The 16,086-nt window shown below is 70.8% G+C and carries 11 protein-coding genes and 1 pseudogene; 7 read left to right on the top strand and 5 right to left on the bottom strand.

Annotation, left to right across the window (positions count from 1 at the left end; genetic code table 11):
- Window positions 1–157: 157 nt before the first annotated feature.
- Window positions 158–1,419: pseudogene (locus Pflav_RS42085) on the bottom strand (IS4 family transposase).
- Between the two features lie 1,239 nt (window positions 1,420–2,658).
- Window positions 2,659–3,075: a CGNR zinc finger domain-containing protein gene (locus Pflav_RS42080; protein ID WP_173042039.1), complete on the bottom strand. Its 417-nt coding sequence runs from the start codon at window positions 3,073–3,075 to the stop codon at window positions 2,659–2,661.
- 516 nt (window positions 3,076–3,591) lie between these two features.
- On the opposite strand from Pflav_RS42080, the gene Pflav_RS42075 reads away from it, so the two are divergent.
- Window positions 3,592–3,759 carry a hypothetical protein gene (locus Pflav_RS42075; protein WP_173042038.1) on the top strand — a complete coding sequence of 56 codons (168 nt, stop codon included), beginning with the start codon at window positions 3,592–3,594 and terminating at the stop codon, window positions 3,757–3,759.
- Between the two features lie 234 nt (window positions 3,760–3,993).
- On the opposite strand, the gene ligD is transcribed toward Pflav_RS42075, so the two are convergent.
- Entirely contained in the window at window positions 3,994–5,025 is a 1,032-nt protein-coding gene (gene ligD / locus Pflav_RS42070; RefSeq protein ID WP_173042037.1) for a non-homologous end-joining DNA ligase, read from the bottom strand.
- Window positions 5,026–5,106: 81 nt separating this feature from the next.
- Window positions 5,107–5,550: a hypothetical protein gene (locus tag Pflav_RS42065; protein ID WP_173042036.1), complete on the bottom strand. Its 444-nt coding sequence runs from the start codon at window positions 5,548–5,550 to the stop codon at window positions 5,107–5,109.
- A 97-nt stretch (window positions 5,551–5,647) separates the two neighbouring features.
- Here Pflav_RS42065 and msrB point away from each other — a divergent pair, with 97 nt between their 5' ends.
- The 6 genes from msrB to Pflav_RS42035 all read left to right on the top strand — a co-directional run bounded on the left by msrB (window position 5,648) and on the right by Pflav_RS42035 (window position 12,034).
- Entirely contained in the window at window positions 5,648–6,067 is a 420-nt protein-coding gene (gene msrB / locus Pflav_RS42060) for a peptide-methionine (R)-S-oxide reductase MsrB (protein WP_173042035.1), read from the top strand.
- An 88-nt stretch (window positions 6,068–6,155) separates the two neighbouring features.
- Window positions 6,156–7,835, top strand: coding sequence for a right-handed parallel beta-helix repeat-containing protein (locus Pflav_RS42055; protein WP_173042034.1), 1,680 nt, complete (start codon window positions 6,156–6,158; stop codon window positions 7,833–7,835).
- Window positions 7,836–7,956: 121 nt separating this feature from the next.
- Window positions 7,957–9,210 carry a type VII secretion protein EccE gene (locus Pflav_RS42050; protein WP_173042033.1) on the top strand — a complete coding sequence of 418 codons (1,254 nt, stop codon included), beginning with the start codon at window positions 7,957–7,959 and terminating at the stop codon, window positions 9,208–9,210.
- A gap of 76 nt (window positions 9,211–9,286) precedes the next feature.
- Window positions 9,287–10,204: a hypothetical protein gene (locus tag Pflav_RS42045; RefSeq protein ID WP_173042032.1), complete on the top strand. Its 918-nt coding sequence runs from the start codon at window positions 9,287–9,289 to the stop codon at window positions 10,202–10,204.
- A complete protein-coding gene (locus Pflav_RS42040) occupies window positions 10,201–10,455 on the top strand; it encodes a hypothetical protein (RefSeq protein ID WP_173042031.1) in 255 nt (84 codons plus the stop codon). The genes Pflav_RS42045 and Pflav_RS42040 overlap by 4 nt, the downstream gene beginning before the upstream one ends.
- Window positions 10,456–10,963: 508 nt before the next feature.
- Window positions 10,964–12,034: an IS110 family RNA-guided transposase gene (locus tag Pflav_RS42035; protein WP_173042030.1), complete on the top strand. Its 1,071-nt coding sequence runs from the start codon at window positions 10,964–10,966 to the stop codon at window positions 12,032–12,034.
- A 66-nt stretch (window positions 12,035–12,100) separates the two neighbouring features.
- On the opposite strand, the gene eccCa is transcribed toward Pflav_RS42035, so the two are convergent.
- Window positions 12,101–16,066 (bottom strand): type VII secretion protein EccCa, encoded by a 3,966-nt coding sequence (gene eccCa, locus Pflav_RS42030; protein ID WP_173042029.1) that lies wholly within the window; start codon window positions 16,064–16,066, stop codon window positions 12,101–12,103.
- Window positions 16,067–16,086: the final 20 nt, after the last annotated feature.

Genomic DNA, 16,086 nt, shown 5'->3' with positions numbered 1-16,086 from the left:
GGTGTGGCGGGTGCCGGTGTCGTGGGGTTGTTTGACTCGGTAGCTGTTGTGGCGCATGCGTTTGACGACGCGGGGGTAGCTGCGGTGGCGGTGTTGGTTGAGGTGTCGGTGGTGGGTGATGTCGGCGCCGATGGCGGCGATGAGGTGGTGGCGGTGGTCAGGGGGAAAATGCCGTCGGGTCTTGGACCCGACGGCGCAGGATACGCACGGTGCGGTGGAATTTGACCTGGTCGGGATCGATGTCGGCTTCGGTGGCGGCCTGGCAGATCAGGGCGCTGATCGCGTAGTGGGTCAGCAGGTAGCCGTAGATTTCTTGGGTCACCATGGCCGGGCTTTTCGAGCGTAGGACCCGTCCGGGGCCGCGCAGGTGGGTTTTGAGTTGGCCGTTGCTGGTTTCGTGGTCCCACCGTTGGTGGTATGCCTCGGCCAGCACGGCGGCCGGGGCGTCGGCCGGGTCCAGGATGCTGGTGAGCAGGCTGATCGGTTCGTCGTTGTCCGCGCGGTCGGTGACCTGATAGGACACGACCCGGGCGATGCGGGCGCGGTGCGGGTCGATGTCGGCCCGGGTGGCCGGGTCACGGGCCAGCGCGAGGATCCGGTCACGTTCGCTTGGACGCGTCCGGGAGGCATACACCACGGTCAGATACGAGCCGTCGGGCAGATCTTGCACGACGGGTAGGGCGATCGCGCCGCCAGCGCCACCGGCCCGCCACAACACGTCCGCGCCGGTATCGGTAGCCGCACACCAGTCGCGCCAGCCGTAGAAGTTACGATCGGCCAACAGCAGCATGCCCGGCTCCAGCAACGGATACAACCCACGGGCCAGGCTCTGCTCCCCTGCCCTTTACCCACGACCGGCCCGATCACCGCACCGATCGGCGCCCGCGAACCGGTCTCGACCAACGTGACCAACCTGGCCTTGGGAAACGCCGAACGTCTCGTAGCCCCGCCGGCATAGCCGAAGAACTCCGCGTTGGCCGGACTATCCGGCACATCAAGCTCACTTCCATCGACCGACACCAACCGCCGCCCAGCCAGCCACGCACCCCGGGTCAACACCCCACACACCGGCCGAGCCACCCGCTCGAACACCTCCCGCACCGGCTCGGCCCCCAACCGCTGCCGGGCCTGCGTAATCCCCGCCGAACCCGGCATCGACCAACTCGCATCCCAACACCCCCACGCCATCAACGGCTCAGCCAGCCGCGCGAGCACCCCCTCATAGTCATCCTCAGCGAACAACGCCAACGCCATCGCGAAGTACACCATCACATGCGCCGGCAACTTCCCATCCGACCGCTTCGACTCCCGGCCATACACCGCCACCGCCGCATCGACCACATCCCGCGGCACCGACCCGGCCAACACCCCCACCGAGACCCAGTCCGTCAACCGCCCACCAGCCCCAAACACAACCAGCGATCATCACCCACACCAACACCACCAACCCACACCGACACACCCACCCACCAAGATCAAACTAAGGTGAGTGGCATTGGGTCCAGACCGCTGCTCCCGCGGCCTCACCCTCCGCGATTCACACCCACCACCCGACCTTGCGGCCCGGGCTTAGCGTCTCGGTGCCTGTCCGGCTGGTGTCATGGGCGGCCTTCGCTCTGCTTCCCTATGGGAAGCGGCGACCGGCCGTTTGTCGCCGCTCGCGCTGATTGCGCAGCGCACGGCGGCCGCGACGCTGTCCAACGCCGAGGCCGGGCTGCGCGGGTTGTTCGACAAGGCGGTGACATGGATGACCGGGTCCGACCATGGGGCGACCAGGTGGATGCCTTGGCGGACGAAGAGTTTGGCCGGCCTCGCCCCGCGCCCAATGGGCGATGGCCTGCTCGTCGCGTTTGATTGTCCGCTGGGGTCGGCTGTTGCGGGCTGTACCCGATCCGCCGCATTTGTCTCGAACCGCGGACGGTGAGGCCGCAGGAGCAGCGGTCCGGACCCAATGCCACTCACCCAAGTCGATCATGAAGTCAGCCCCATCCTGGGCCGCCCTGACCCACCCAAGGACCCGGCCGTACCTGACACTCCACGCGGCCTCAGAGAATGCCCAGGCCACCGCCTCGACCGCTCTAGGCCGAGTGGTATCAGGTCAAGACCGCCACTCCCACAGCCTCACCCTCCGCAGTTGACACCGCCGGCACTGCGGCCGCCACCCCCCACCCACCGCGCACCGATCAAAGCCGGCCGAATCGTGAACGCTCGACCGCGTGCCGCACCCGGACACCATCCAGCAGATCGTGGTATTTAGCTGTTGCTACAGCAACAGTTAAATACCACGATCGCTGGCACGCCCCGACTGCCATACGGACAAACCAGCTAAAGCACCCCACCCGAGGCGCCGCTGTGGCCAAGCCCGCGAGATCTAGTCGACTTCCTGTCGTCCGGACGGCAGAAAGTCGACTAGATCCAGAGTTTCCGTCGGGAGTGCGCAGACTCGGCGCCGAAAACCATTCCGGGAAAAGCTATGGTCGCAACAGATTTCCCAAAGCCCGACCGGCCCCCAATGACCCGACCCAACCCGGCGCTCCACGCAGCCTCGGAGAAAACCCAGGTCATCGCCTTGATCACTTTAGGCTGAGTGGCATTGGGTCCGGACCACCGCAGACATCGCGGTAGCCCAATGCGGGCTGCCGGCCATGGTGAAGCGGGTCAGGCGCGGGCGCTGCCGACCACGCGGCGCTGGCGGTAGGCGCGGGTCTTGTTGCGGTTACCGCAGGATGCGCCGCACCAGCACTTCGAGGAGTTTTTCGAGCGGTCGTAATACGTCCACTGGCAGCTGTCCTCGCGGCAGATCTTGAGGCGTGACCAGATGCCGTCTCGCTCGGCGAGCACCATCGCGGCCACGATCTCGGCGAGCAGACCCTGCACCCCGCCAGCCGTCGGCGCCAGCCCCATGCCGCCCTCGGTGAAGCGGGCCCGCAGCGGGAGTCCGGCGGCGAGCCGGTCAAGCTCGGCCCGGGGGCCGCGTGCGTCGTCCCCGCCTGCGCCGCGCGAGGACGCCTCACCGCCATCCGCAGGCGCCCCCGCGCTGTGCCCGCGCGCCTCGCCGCCATTCGCAGCTGCCATCGCGCTGTGCCCGCGCGCCTCGCCGCCGTCCGCAGGCGCCCCGCGCTGTGCCCGTGGGCCTCCCCGTCATCCGCAGGCGCCACCGCGCCGTGCCCGCGCGCCTCGCCCTCGTCCCCAGGCGCCACCGCGCTGCGCTCTCGCGCCTCGGCGTCGTGTGCGGGCGCCCCTGAGTCGCGCGTGGACGCCTCGGTGTCGTGTGTGGACAGCTCCAGGCGGAGTGCCGCGCGCAGCTGCCATGCGAGGTCGAGGTCGGCCGGCGCCACGAGCTCGTCCCGCCCCTGCGTCGACAACCACTGCCGGAACCGCTCGACCGAGGTCAGCTCGTCGGTGCCCTCCTCGACATCGACGGTGTTGGCGAACGCCTCCACCAACGCCAGCTGCCCCGGAACTCCGTCGACCACGACACCCCCAAACCACCTTGACTGGTAACGCTCATCCTACTACCGTCAAGGCGACACCATCAAAGGGACTTCACTAGTGTCGGGGGGCACTCCTATGCATCCGCTGATTGCTTCGATGTGGATCAAGGCATACGACCAGGACCTGCGGGACGAGGCCCGACATGCGCGCCGAGCCGCCGCATTCGCCCGCGGCGGCTCGCTCCGCGCCCGCGCTGGCCACGGCCTCATCCGGCTGGGCCAGCGCGTGGGTGGCGAGGCGATGCGCCAGCCGCGGCCGGCATGACAGCGGCGCGCTCCTGCTGGGCGAAGCCAAGGCCACGCGGACCCGCAGGCCATCCGGCCCCGCGGGCCACCCGGCCCCGCAGGCAAGGTCGGCCGCAGGGCCACCCAGACCCACCCGGCCCCGCAGGCCACCCGGCCCCGCAGGCCACGCGGACCGCGCGGACCCGCAGGCCAGCCAGACTCGCAGGCCACGCGGACCTCGCCCTGGAGCGGGGCTATGTCCGGGAAGAAAGTCCTATTCGGTTTCCCAGTTCGCGGCGTTCTTGCGGCTGGGTTGGACCCGCGGCGGCTCGCCCGGCATTTTGGGGTGGTCCGGTGGATAGGGCATGTCGCCTTGGCCGTTGCGCTCGTCGCGCTCCGACCATTCCAGCAGCGGCGAGAGGTCGTGGGCCACATCGTCGATCGACGCGTGCGGGTCACCGATCTTCGCGAAGCGTTCCGGCACCGTCCGGATGTCGAAGTCGTCCGGCTCGACTTCGAGCAGCTCGTCCCAGGTGACCGGGGTGGAGACGGTGGCACGGGCGTTCGCGCGCGGGGAGTAGGCGCAAGCGATCGTGCGGTCGCGGGCCATCTGGTTAAAGTCGACGAAGACGCGCTCGCCCCGCTCCTCCTTCCACCACGAGGTGGTGACCAGGTCGGGGCGGCGCCGCTCCACCTCGCGGGCCAGCGCGATCACAGCGCGCCGCACGGCGACGAAGTCCCAATCCGGCCTGATGCGTACGTAGACGTGCACCCCCCTGCCGCCCGAGGTCTTCGGAAAGCCGGCGATGCCCACCTCCTGGAGCACCTCGTTCAGCACACCGGCGGCCTTGACCGCGTGGCCGAAGTCGGTGCCCGGCGATGGGTCAAAGTCGACGCGCAGCTCGTCGGGGTGGTCCGGGTCGGCCTTGCGCACCGGCCAGGGGTGGAAGACCACGGTGCCGAGCTGGGCCGCCCACGCCACGTGCGCGAGATCGGCCGGGCAGAGCTCGTCGGCCGGGCGGCCGCTCGGGAAGGTGATCCGTGCGGTCTGCACCCACGGCGGCACGCCCCGGGTCGGGATCCGCTTCTGGTAGAACGTCTCCCCCTCGATGCCCTCCGGAAAGCGCTGAAGGGTCGTGGGTCGGTCGCGCAGGGCGCGCGTGATGCCGTCGCCCACGGCGAGGTAGTACGAGAACAGGTCGTGCTTGGTGTAGCCGCGCTGCGGGAAGTAGACCTTGTCAGGGCTGCTCAGTCGCACGGTGTGGCCGGCGACCTCGACCTCGACGGCGCTCGCCTTCGGACTCATGCCGCGACCATACTGCCCTGGACCGCCGCCCGGACCTCGCCTCGCACCCGCAAGACCCACCAGACAGGCCTGGTGAGCAGGTCAGCTGTGCACGCTCCAGTCGCGGTGGGTCTCCCAGAGGTGCACGAGCATGAAGAGGCGGCGCTCGAAGAATGGGTCTCTGGCCAGCCACAGCCCGTCATAGGGCGCGGGCAGCCGCAGCGTCTCGCCCGAGTCGAGATAAACGGCGACGATCGTGCGGCGACGGCGCCGCTCCGGGCGGATGTCCACCACCTGCCGCCAGGAGGCCACAGCGCGGAGCGCGGGCACGGTGCGGCGGATGCCGTATTCGTCGATCTCGGTCCCGCCGCGGCGATCGGCCACTACGGCGGCCAGCCCCACCGCGAGCGGCGGCACGACCAGGACCGCGGTGCGGACCGCCGCCGGCACGACAAACGCGACAAGGAGGACGACAACCGCACAGACCACGCTCGCACGCAGCCCACGCCCGATCGCCTGGCGCCAGGTCGGCCGAAAGCTGACCATGGCGTATCCGTCGCCCACACCTGGTCAACGAGACCTGTCAGCGGTTGGTAATCAGGGGGCGGGGCGACTCACCCTCACGCGGTCGTACCGTTGGTGTATGGCTGCTGACGAAATGACCGTGCCCACCACCGACGAAGAGTGGCACGTGCGCCTGTCGCCTCAGGAGTACCGCGTGCTCCGCCAGGCCGGCACCGAGGCGCCTTGGACTGGGGAGTACGTGGACACCAAGACCAAGGGTGTCTACCGCTGCCGCGCGTGCGGGGCCGAGCTCTTCTCCAGCGACACCAAGTTCGACTCGCACTGCGGGTGGCCGTCGTTCTTCACGCCGCTGGCCGAAGACCGCGTGCGGTACATCGTGGACAGCTCGCTCGGCATGGTCCGTACCGAGGTCCGGTGTGCTCGCTGCGACTCCCACCTGGGTCACGTCTTCGAGGGCGAGGGCTACCAGACCCCGACCGACCAGCGGTACTGCATCAACAGCATCTCTTTGACCCTCGAACCCGCCGACGAGCGCTAGCCGGTTCGTCAGCGCGGTCGGATCCTCGCCTACAGCGGGACGCGTCCAGTCGCTACGATCCCCAACCAAGGTGTACGGGGAGGACAGCATGGCGCGCATACTGACGGTTTCCTCGCAACGAGCGGGGGCGTATCCGACCATTCAGGACGCGCTCGAGGTCGCCGCCGATGGGGCGGTCATTTCCATCGAGCCTGGCACGTACACCGAAGCGATCCGCGTCATGGGGCGCCGCCTCACCATCAAGGCCGCCAAGGATCCCGGATCGGTAACGATCGACGCGAGTGAGGCGGGTGGCTCGGCGGTCGCCGCCGCCCGCGCCGAGATCACGCTGGAGGGCCTGGTCCTCAAGGCCGGCGACTACCCCGCCGTTACCGCGTCCAACACCCGCCTGACGATCAGCAAGTGCGAGGCCAGCGCCGGGTACGCGGCGGGCGTCTCCATCACCGACGGTGGCCAGGTGACCGCCACGGAGGTCAGGGTGACCGCCGGGCAGTACGGCTTTGTGATCGAGGACTCCGGCGGCGTGCTCGACAAGTGCGAGGTGCGCGGCATCTCGGACGACGGCATCATCGTGCGGCTGGGCGCCAATCCCACGATTCGCAACTCGACGATCGCCGGCTGCGGATACCGGGGCATCTACGTGTACCAGGCGGGCCGCCCCACGATCGAGCGGTGCGACATCTCCGGTACCGGCGACGCGGGCATCTCCGCCGCCCACCAGAGTTCCCCCACGATCACGGACAGCTGGATCCACGACACGTCCGGCGTCGGCATCGCGTTCGGGCGCGGCTGTGGCGGCCTTGTCGAGGGCACTCGGGTCGAGAGCACCGCCTCCCCCGCCATCGATGTCGAGGATGGCGCGACGCCCACGATCCGGGTGGCCGAGGACACCGCCGGCGCGCCCAAGGTCGGCGCCACCGCGGCTGAAGGGCTCGCCTCGCAGGACACCGAAAAGGTCGACAAGCTACTCAAAGAGCTCGACTCGATGATCGGCCTTGGCGGCGTCAAGGCCGAGGTCCGCGCGCTCATCGACGAGATCCAGGTGAACGAGTGGCGGCGCAGCGCCGGTCTCGCGGTCGGTGGCGCCAGCCACCACCTCGTCTTCACCGGCGCGCCCGGTACCGGTAAGACCACCGTCGCGCGCGTCTACGGCCAGCTCCTCAAGGCGCTGGGCGTGCTGCCGGGCGGCGAGTTCAAGGAAGTGTCCCGCCGCGACCTGGTCGGCCAGTACATCGGTCACACCGCGGAAAAAACCACCTCGGTTTTCGAGCAGGCACTCGGTGGTGTGCTCTTCATCGACGAGGCGTACACGCTCTCCCGCTCCGCCGGCACCAGCGCCGACTTCGGCCAGGAGGCGATCGACACGCTGGTGAAGCTGATGGAGGACCACCGCGACAAGGTGGCCGTCATCGTCGCGGGGTACACCGGCGACATGGCCAACTTCCTCGACGCCAACGCCGGTCTGGCCTCCCGGTTCGCGAAGACGCTGGAGTTCGAGAACTACTCGCCCGACGAGCTGGTGCTGATCGTGCGGCGGATCGCCCGCAACGACGACTATCTGCTGGGCGAAGGGCTGGACGAGGCGCTGCTGGAGTGGTTCGGGCAGATCGAGCGCGACCAGAACTTCGGCAACGCGCGCGAGGCGCGCAAGCTGCTGGAGGGCATGCGCAAGGTACAGTCCGGCCGGCTGCGCGCGCTCGGGCGCATGCCCAGCCGCGACGACCTGCGCACTCTCGTGCTCGACGACTTGCTAGGAGCGACGCGCTGAACATCGGTTCCTATGATGGTGAGACGCGCGGCTGAAACGCCGAGCGGCGCGGGTGCCGCCCCGAGTGGGGCGGATAGCAAGGACGGGGGTAGTTGACGGCATGACGGTGTCGCCGCAAACCGTGTCGCCACACCAGGTTCGCGCCGTCGCGCGGGTCACCAGCGACTCGCTGGACTCGTCCGGCCCGGCGATCCTGCTCCCGCGCCGGCGACCGGGCCACCTCGGCCCGGTGCACATCACCCAGCTGCTGCTCGCCGAGGTGGTGGTGGTCGGCATCCTGGCCAGCGTCACGAGCGAGATCGTCGCGCTGATCGCAGGCGCGGCTCTCGCCGGGCTCCTACTGCTGCTCGTCACGCTCGGCCGGCGCAACGGCCGGTGGTGGCTGGAGCGGCGGATGATGACCCGCAGCTACAAGCGCCGCCGGCTGAGCTCCACCGCCTCGCCGTACGGCGACGATCCCCGCCTCGGCGCCCTCCGCCGCCTCGCCCCCGACCTCATCGTGGAAAACGTGTCGGTGGCCGACGGTGCGCACGTGGGCGTGGCCCGCGACGACGCCGGGTGGTACGCGGTCGCCGCCGTCACCTCCAGCGCACCGATGCGCGACGAGCCCGGCCCGATCCCGCTGGAGGCGCTGGCCGCCGCGCTCGCCGAGGCCGACCAGCCGGGGGCGGTACTCCAGGTGGTCACCCAGACCGTGCCGGCGCCGAGCCTCGACATGCACCCGTCGTCGGCGGCCGGCCAGTCCTACCGGCAGCTGCTGGCCCGCTTCGGCGCCGTACCGGTGCCGGCCGACCGGAGCACGTGGATCGCGGTGCGCCTCGACGCCCGTACCCTCGCGGAGGCCATCGCGGACGGTGAGGCCGACCTCGACACCGCGCCGGCGGTGGTGGCCGCGCTGGTCCGCCGGGTGGCCAAGTCGCTGCGCCGGGTGGGCGTGAGCCACCGCCTCCTCGACGCCGACGAGCTGCTCGAGGTGCTGCTGCGCTCGTGCGACCTGGCGCCCACCACGCAGAGCGCCGAGCCGGTGCAGCCGCGCGAAGACTGGTCCGAGTGGCACTCGTCGCGGCTGGCCCACCGGTCGTACTGGATCCGTGGCTGGCCGCCGGTCGACCAGGCCGGCGCCATGCTCGACTGGCTCACGACCGCGTCCGCGGCGATGACGAGCCTGTCCCTGATCATGGTGCCGGACGACGACAAGCGGATGATGGACCTGCGCGGGCTGGTCCGCGTGGCCGCGCCCGCCGACCAGCTGGCCGAGGTCAGCAAGGCCATCCGCCGCGGCGCCGAGCAGGCCAAGGCCGACCTCTTCCCGCTCGACGGCGAGCAGGGGCCGGCGGTCTACGCCTCGGCCCCGACCGGAGGCGGCGCGCGATGACCCAGCCAAGGCCCCGCGACGACGACCGGCAGCAGCCGACGGTCTACGCCTCGGCCGCGACGGAAGGCGGCGCGCGATGACCCACCCCAGCTCGCGCGACGACGAGCAGCAGCGGCAGGCGGGTGTGCCGCAGCAGCCGCCCGCTGGCCGCGCCGCCGTCGGCCCGGCACCCGTGGCCGCGCGCCCGGGCGTGCCCGCGCAGTACGGCTCGCCGTACGGGCAGCAGCAGGTCGCACCGCCGCCCCCACCGCGCACGACCGTGCCGCCACCGCCCCAAGCGCCGCAGGTGCCGGACCCCAACCCGCCCACCGGTGGCATGGTGATCGGCCGCGACCCGACGCTCTCCGCGCCCGTGGTGCAGGTGCCGCCGCCGTCCACCGCCGGCCCGCGGAGCTCGACCGTGGCCCGCCAGGCCGCCCAGGCGGCGACCGCCACCCAGGCCGCGTCCGCCACCGCCGGCCAGGCCGCGGCCCGCGCGATCCCGGACGCCGCGCACGAGGGCCCGCCCGGCACGGTCTACGACAGCCGCCGCCCGCCGAACGGCGACGGTCGCCGGCCGCTCCTGGGCAAGCTGGCCCGGCTGCGGATCGGTTCCCACACGGTCTCCCGGCCGGCGCTGGCCAAGCTGCGCCTCTCCGCGCCCGGCACCGGCCTGATCCTCGGCGCCGACCGCCAGCAGCGCCCGGTGTCGGTCCGTTTCTTCCGGCCCGAGCCCACCCGCGTCGCCCTGGTCGGCGGCGCCTGGGCGGGCATGCTCGTCGCGTTCCGCGCGCTGGCGCTGGGCGCCCGGGTCGCCGTCATCACCTCCGACCCACGCACCTGGCACGGCTTCGGCGAGCGCGCCACGGGCCGCGGCGACCGGGTGGCGGTCTTCCCGACCGAGCAGCCGCTGGCCCTCGCCGCCAACGCCCAGCAGCCGGTCCTGCTCCTCTACGACCTCGGCCTCGTCGGCCCGAACGCACCCCAGCAGCTAGGCCCTGGCAGACCCAGATGACGGTGCTGCGCCAGCTCGACCAGAGCGGCGTACCGTCCATCCAGGACTGCAACCTGGTGATGCTTCAGCGCCTCGACAGCACGGAGGCCGCGCTGGTCGGCGGTGCGCTGCGCCTGCCCGCGCCGAGCACCCAGTTCCTCCAGGTGATGGCCGACGACATGATCGCGCTGGTGGGCGACGGCAGCGACAGGTACATCTGGTTCTCCCAGACGGACGTCGAGCGCCAGTACGCGGGCGCCCCCCGCCGCTGACCCTCGCTCTCCAACAAAAGCAAACACAGACCCTATTGAGCTACCGCGGCGTCCGTCGTGGTCCGGACCGCTGCTCCCGCGGCCTCACCCTCCGCGCCTCACAACCCCGACCGCCCGCGACGCGGGCGGTCGGCGTAGCACGGCGCCCCCGGCGACGACCGCGCAGCCTGGTCTCCCTTGATCAGCGCGTTGGGCTCGAAGCCGGGCGGGCCGGGCTGGGGTTTGGGTTGTGGACCGCGGAGGGTGAGGCTGCGGGAGCAGCGGTCCGGTGCCCGGCGGACAGAGATGATGTTTGTGAGCACCTCCCGTCCGGGGTCTGACCCGACGGCGGACTGACCTTGGGGTCTTGGAAGATGATCTGTCGGCCCTGGTCGGGAGGTGCTCGTGCACTCACTGGACGTGGCGTTGTGACTTCATAGGAGCCTGGCTAGAGGCCCCGTCTCTGTCTTGTCCGCGTTGCCCGGCTGGTGCGTGCCGCCCTGCCCCAGTCACGAACGACAGGACGACGATGCCCTCTATTACACCCGACACCGCCGCGATCGAGGTCGTCGGTGGCGTGGACACCCATCTCGACACGCACACCGTCGCGGTGATCGACCTGGTCGGACGGGTGCTCGGCACTGAGCAGTTCCCGGCCACCACAGCCGGCTACACGGCCCTGCTGGCCTGGATGCGCGGACACGGACGACTGGCCCGCGTGGGGGTGGAGGGCACCGGCGCCTACGGCGCCGGCCTGACCCGCCAACTACGCAACGCCGGCGTCGAGGTGATCGAGGTCGACCGCCCGGACCGCAAGACCCGCCGCTCGCAAGGCAAGTCCGACCCGATCGACGCCGTCCAAGCCGCCAAGACCGCCCTGGCCGGCCACCGCACCGGAACCCCCAAACAACGCGACGGCCGCGTCGAAGCCCTCCGCAACCTACGCGTGGCCCGGCGCAGCGCGGTCGAACAACGCGCCGACACCCAACGCCAGATCAAAACCCTGATCGTCACCGCCCCCGACGAACTACGCGCCCGACTGCGTGGCCTGAACGTCAAGCAGTTGATCGCGACCTGCGCCACCCTGCGGCCCGACCGGGCCGACGCCGCCACGCCGGCCACTGCCGTCAAGCTCGCCCTACGCTGCCTGGCCCGCCGTCACCAGCAACTGTCCGCCGAGATCACCGACCTCGACGAACTACTTGAACCCCTCGTGGCCGCCATCAACCCCGACCTGCTCGCTGTCCACGGCGTCGGCCCCGACGTCGCCGGCCAACTACTGGTCACCGCCGGCGAAAACCACAACCGACTCACCTCCGAAGCCGCGTTCGCCATGCTCTGCGGCGCCGCCCCCATCCCCGCCAGCTCCGGCAAAACCAGCCGCCACCGCCTCAACCGCGGCGGTGACCGACAAGCCAACGCCGCCCTCTACCGCGTCGTACTCACCCGCCTACGCTGGGACCCCCGCACCCGCGCCTACGCCGAACGACGCACCAAGCAAGGCCTGTCCAAGAAAGAAATCATCCGATGCCTCAAGCGATACGTCGCCCGCGAGCTCTACCAACACATCACAACAAACGATCTTGAACTAGCCGCTTGACATCCATAGGAGCATCATCGCGGTAGCTCAGATCTCTATCTCTTAAGGGATTGGTCGGGCGGTGGGTTAGGCGGCGGGTGGGGTCCAGGAGAGCTGGATCAGGCGGGCGCCGTGCCGGCGGGTGAAGAGCCACGCGCGGCCCGGCGGGAGGATCTGGGGCTTCATGTTGCCGAAGAGCGCGCCCTCCTCGCGCGGCCCGGACATCATGATGCCCGGCGAGGCGAGCTCGCGGATCCGGGCGATGACCGGGTCGAACATGGCGCGGTTGGCGCCGCCGATGCGCCTCGTGAGCACCACGTGCAGCCCGATGTCGCGGGCCTGTGGGAGGAACTCGAGCAGCGGGTTCAGCGGGTTGGCCGTCGAGCTGGCGACGAGGTCGTAGTCGTCGATCAGCAGGTACAGCTCCGGGCCCTTCCACCAGCTCCGGCTGCGTAGCTGCTCCGGCGTCACGTCCGGGCCGGGCAGGCGCTCGCGCATCACCGTGGCGACCTGCTTGATCAGGTCGGTGGTGGTCTGCTGGGACGTGCCGTAGCCGATCAGGTGCTGGTTGTCGACGGAGCCGAGCAGGCTGCGGCGGAAGTCGACCAGCATCAGGCGGGCCTGGCTCGGGTCGTAGCTGGTGGTGACCATCTTGGCCAGGCTGCGCAGGAACGAGCTCTTGCCGCTCTCGATGTCGCCGAAGAGGATGACGTGCGGCTCGGCATCGAAGTCGAGGTGTACCGGCTGGAGGTCGGACTCCGCGATGCCGATCGGCAGGCGGCCTCCGGACGGCATGGGCAGGGAGACGAAGGGCAGCTCGGCCGGGAGCAGGCGTACGGCCGGGGCGGGCGCCTGCGTCCAGTAGTCCTGGGCGAGCTTGACGAACTCGGCCACCGCGTCGGCCAGGTCGTCGACGCGCATCTCGCCGTCGATGCGGGGCAGGCCGGCGAGGAAGTGGAAGCCGTCCGGGGTGAGACCACGGCCGGGCGCGCCCTCGGGCACGTTGACCGCGGCACGCCGGTTGATCGCCGAGTCGCTGGGGTCGCCGAGGCGGAGCTCCAGCTTGTTACCGAACATGTCGCGCGCGGCCGCCCGCACGTCCATCCAGCGGTTGGTGGCCGCCAGGATGTGGATGCCGTGGCCGAGGCCTCGGCTGGCCACCTCGTTGATCAGGGGCTCGAGGTCTTCGAACTCGGCGCGCAGCGTGCTCCAGCCGTCGATGACCAGGAACACGTCGCCGAACGCGTCGTCCGCGAACCGGCCCTGCTGCTTGGCCCGCCGGTACGCCGCGATGCCCTCTACGCCGTGCTGCGCGAACGTGGCCTCGCGCGCCTGCATGAGCCCGTGCATCTCGGCGATCGTGCGGCGCACCTTGTCGACCTCGCGACGGCTGGCCACGCCACCCATGTGCGGCAGGCCGGACAGTGCGGAGAGGCCGCCACCGCCGAAGTCGAGGCCGTAGAACTGGACCTCGCGCGGCGTGTGGCGGAGGGCGAGGCTGCCGATCAACGTACGCAGGAAGGTGGTCTTGCCGCTCTGCGGGCCGCCGACCACCATGACATTGCCGGCCGCGCCGGACAGGTCGAGCCACATCGGCTCGCGCAGCTGCTCGAACGGCTTGTCGATGATGCCCACGAGCCCGTGCAGCGCCCGCTCCGGGCTGAGCGCCTGCGTGGTGAGGCCACGGTCCGGCGCCTGCACGATCGGCGCGAGCATCTGGCCCAGCGTCGGCGGCTCGTCCAGCGGGGGCAGCCACACCTGGTGGGCCGGCGGGCCCTGGCCCTCCATGCGCTGCACGAGCACGTCGAGCAGCGTCTCGCCGACCGCGGACTCCTCCGGCTCGACCGCCTCGGGGGTGGCCGGCTTGTCGTCGCGCGGCGGGGCCACGTAGTACGTGGTGAAGTCGCGCACCGGGTCGACCTGCCGGCCGCGCGAGGTGGGCCGGTAGCCGTCGCCGCGCACGACGCCCGAGACATACGCCGCGCGGAAGCGGATCAGGCCCTCGGTGCCGGTGCGCAGGTAGCCGTGGCCGGGTGAGCGGGGCAGCTCGTACGCGTCGGGCACGCCGAGCACCGCCCGACTCTCCATGGAGGAGAACGTCCGCAGGCCCAGCCGGTACGACAAATGGGTCTCCAGCCCGCGCAGCCGCCCCTCCTCCAGCCGCTGCGAGGCGAGCAGCAGGTGGATGCCGAGCGACCGACCCAGCCGTCCAATCTGGACGAACATGTCGATGAAGTCGGGCCGAGCGGTCAGCAGCTCGCTGAACTCGTCGACGATGACCAGCAGGCTGGGCAGCGGCGCCAGCGGCACACCCGCCGCACGGGCCCGCTCGTAGTCACGCTGCGACGCGTAGTTGCCCGCCTTGCGCAGCAGCTCCTGCCGGCGGACCAGCTCACCCTGGATGGCGCCGAGCATGCGGTCCACAAGGGACAGCTCTTCGGAGAGGTTGGTGATGACGGCGCTGGTGTGCGGCAGCCGGTCGAGCGCGGTGAACGTCGCGCCGCCCTTGAAGTCGACCAGCACGAAGTTGAGGATCTCCGAGCTGTGCGTGACCGCGAGCGCGAGCACCAGCGTGCGCAGCAGCTCGCTCTTGCCGGAGCCGGTGGCGCCGACCAGCAGGCCGTGCGGGCCCATGCCGTCCTGCGCGGACTCCTTGAGGTCCAGCTCGATCGGCCGCCCGTCCGGCCCGACGCCGAGCGGCACGCGCAGCCGGTCGCGGTTGGGCCGGCTGGCCCAGGTGGCCGCCAGGTCGAAGTCGCGGGGGTTGCCCAGGTCGAGCAGCTCGGCGAGGCCGAGGTCGATGGTGGCGCCGGCGGACTGGTCGGCATACGACGTGGCGGAGAGCCGCAGCGGCGACAGCTGGCGGGCGAGCACCTCGGACTGGGACACGTCGAGCGAGTCGGCCTTGCCCACCTGGGTGGTGCCGTCCATTGTGGTGCCCGAGATCGTGCCGTCCTCGGCGACGTCGAGCACGACCGACGTGTCGTCGAGCAGGCGCGGCGGCGGGTTGGACAGGTCGAGGATGGTCACCCCGGCGACGCCGCCGTCGGTCATCAGGTGGTCGGAGCCGGCCGTCGAGCCACCGTCGATGACCACGACCACGTGCGGCCCGCCCACCGCGTTGGTCGCGGCGGGATCGAAGCGCGGTCGGTTGGCCAGCACGTCGTCGAGCATCGCTTCGAGCGACGTGACCGACGGGGCGAAGAGGCGGATCGGGCCGATCGCGTCGACCTTGGCCGGGTGCTGCGCGTGCGGCAGCCACTTCGCCCACTCCCAGTGCGGCCGCTGCGCGTCCTGCGCGCACACGCCGATGAGCAGGTCGTCCGGGGCGTGGAAGGTGGCCACCTGGGCAATCGTCGCGCGCACCAGGTCGTGCATGGCGGCGTCCGGGCCACGCAGGTAGACGTGCGAGAAGTCGCGCAGCGCGATCGCGACCGGGAGGTCCGGGACGATCGAATACGTCGCGACGAACTTGCGCAACGCCATGGCGCACAAGGGCTCCAGCTCGTCGACCGGACGGGTCGACGGCGGCACCAGCGGCGTGGCCACCTCCTGCGCGCCGAGACCGATGCGTACGACGCTGAAGTCGGCGTCCGCCCGGCGCCGCTCCCACAGCCGCCCGCCGGTGGCGGAGGACCAGAGCGCGTCCGGGTCGGGGTGGCGGTAGTAGATGGCTTCGCGCTGCTGGCGGATCGTGGTGCGGATCTGCGCGCGGAGCTGGGCGAGGCGGCGCATGTACTGCCGGCGGGCCTCGATCATCTCCTTTTTGCCAGGGCCCGTCTGATTCATCATCATCATCCCCATCATCCCGAGGATGGAGATGCCGAACATGCCACCGGCCACGTAGGTCAGAGGGCCGCCGGCGCCGCGCTGGCCGGCCATCATCAGACCCATCGCGGCACCGCCGGCCGCCATGGGCAGGATCATGAGCATCCGCGTCCACGCCTTGCCGGACGCCGGTGGCACCTCGGGAGGCGGGTCGAGGACGACCTCACCGCTCGGGAGCAGCGGCGCGGCACGGCGCGGAGGCCGTTTCACGATCACGGATGTCACCGCTCGTCCTCCCCCGAAGT

This window comes from Phytohabitans flavus, assembly GCF_011764545.1.
GTDB lineage: Bacteria > Actinomycetota > Actinomycetes > Mycobacteriales > Micromonosporaceae > Phytohabitans > Phytohabitans flavus.
This window is presented reverse-complemented; position numbering and strand designations above follow the sequence as displayed.

Excerpts from the sequence above, each read along its gene's own strand:
- Pflav_RS42035 (WP_173042030.1), top strand. The coding sequence starts at position 10,964 with ATGCCCTCTATTACACCCGACACCGCCGCGATCGAGGTCGTCGGTGGC.
- Pflav_RS42080 (WP_173042039.1), bottom strand. The coding sequence starts at position 3,075 with ATGGCAGCTGCGAATGGCGGCGAGGCGCGCGGGCACAGCGCGGGGGCG.
- Pflav_RS42040 (WP_173042031.1), top strand. The coding sequence starts at position 10,201 with ATGACGGTGCTGCGCCAGCTCGACCAGAGCGGCGTACCGTCCATCCAG.
- Pflav_RS42075 (WP_173042038.1), top strand. The coding sequence starts at position 3,592 with ATGTGGATCAAGGCATACGACCAGGACCTGCGGGACGAGGCCCGACAT.
- Pflav_RS42045 (WP_173042032.1), top strand. The coding sequence starts at position 9,287 with ATGACCCACCCCAGCTCGCGCGACGACGAGCAGCAGCGGCAGGCGGGT.
- ligD (WP_173042037.1), bottom strand. The coding sequence starts at position 5,025 with ATGAGTCCGAAGGCGAGCGCCGTCGAGGTCGAGGTCGCCGGCCACACC.
- Pflav_RS42065 (WP_173042036.1), bottom strand. The coding sequence starts at position 5,550 with ATGGTCAGCTTTCGGCCGACCTGGCGCCAGGCGATCGGGCGTGGGCTG.
- Pflav_RS42055 (WP_173042034.1), top strand. The coding sequence starts at position 6,156 with ATGGCGCGCATACTGACGGTTTCCTCGCAACGAGCGGGGGCGTATCCG.
- msrB (WP_173042035.1), top strand. The coding sequence starts at position 5,648 with ATGGCTGCTGACGAAATGACCGTGCCCACCACCGACGAAGAGTGGCAC.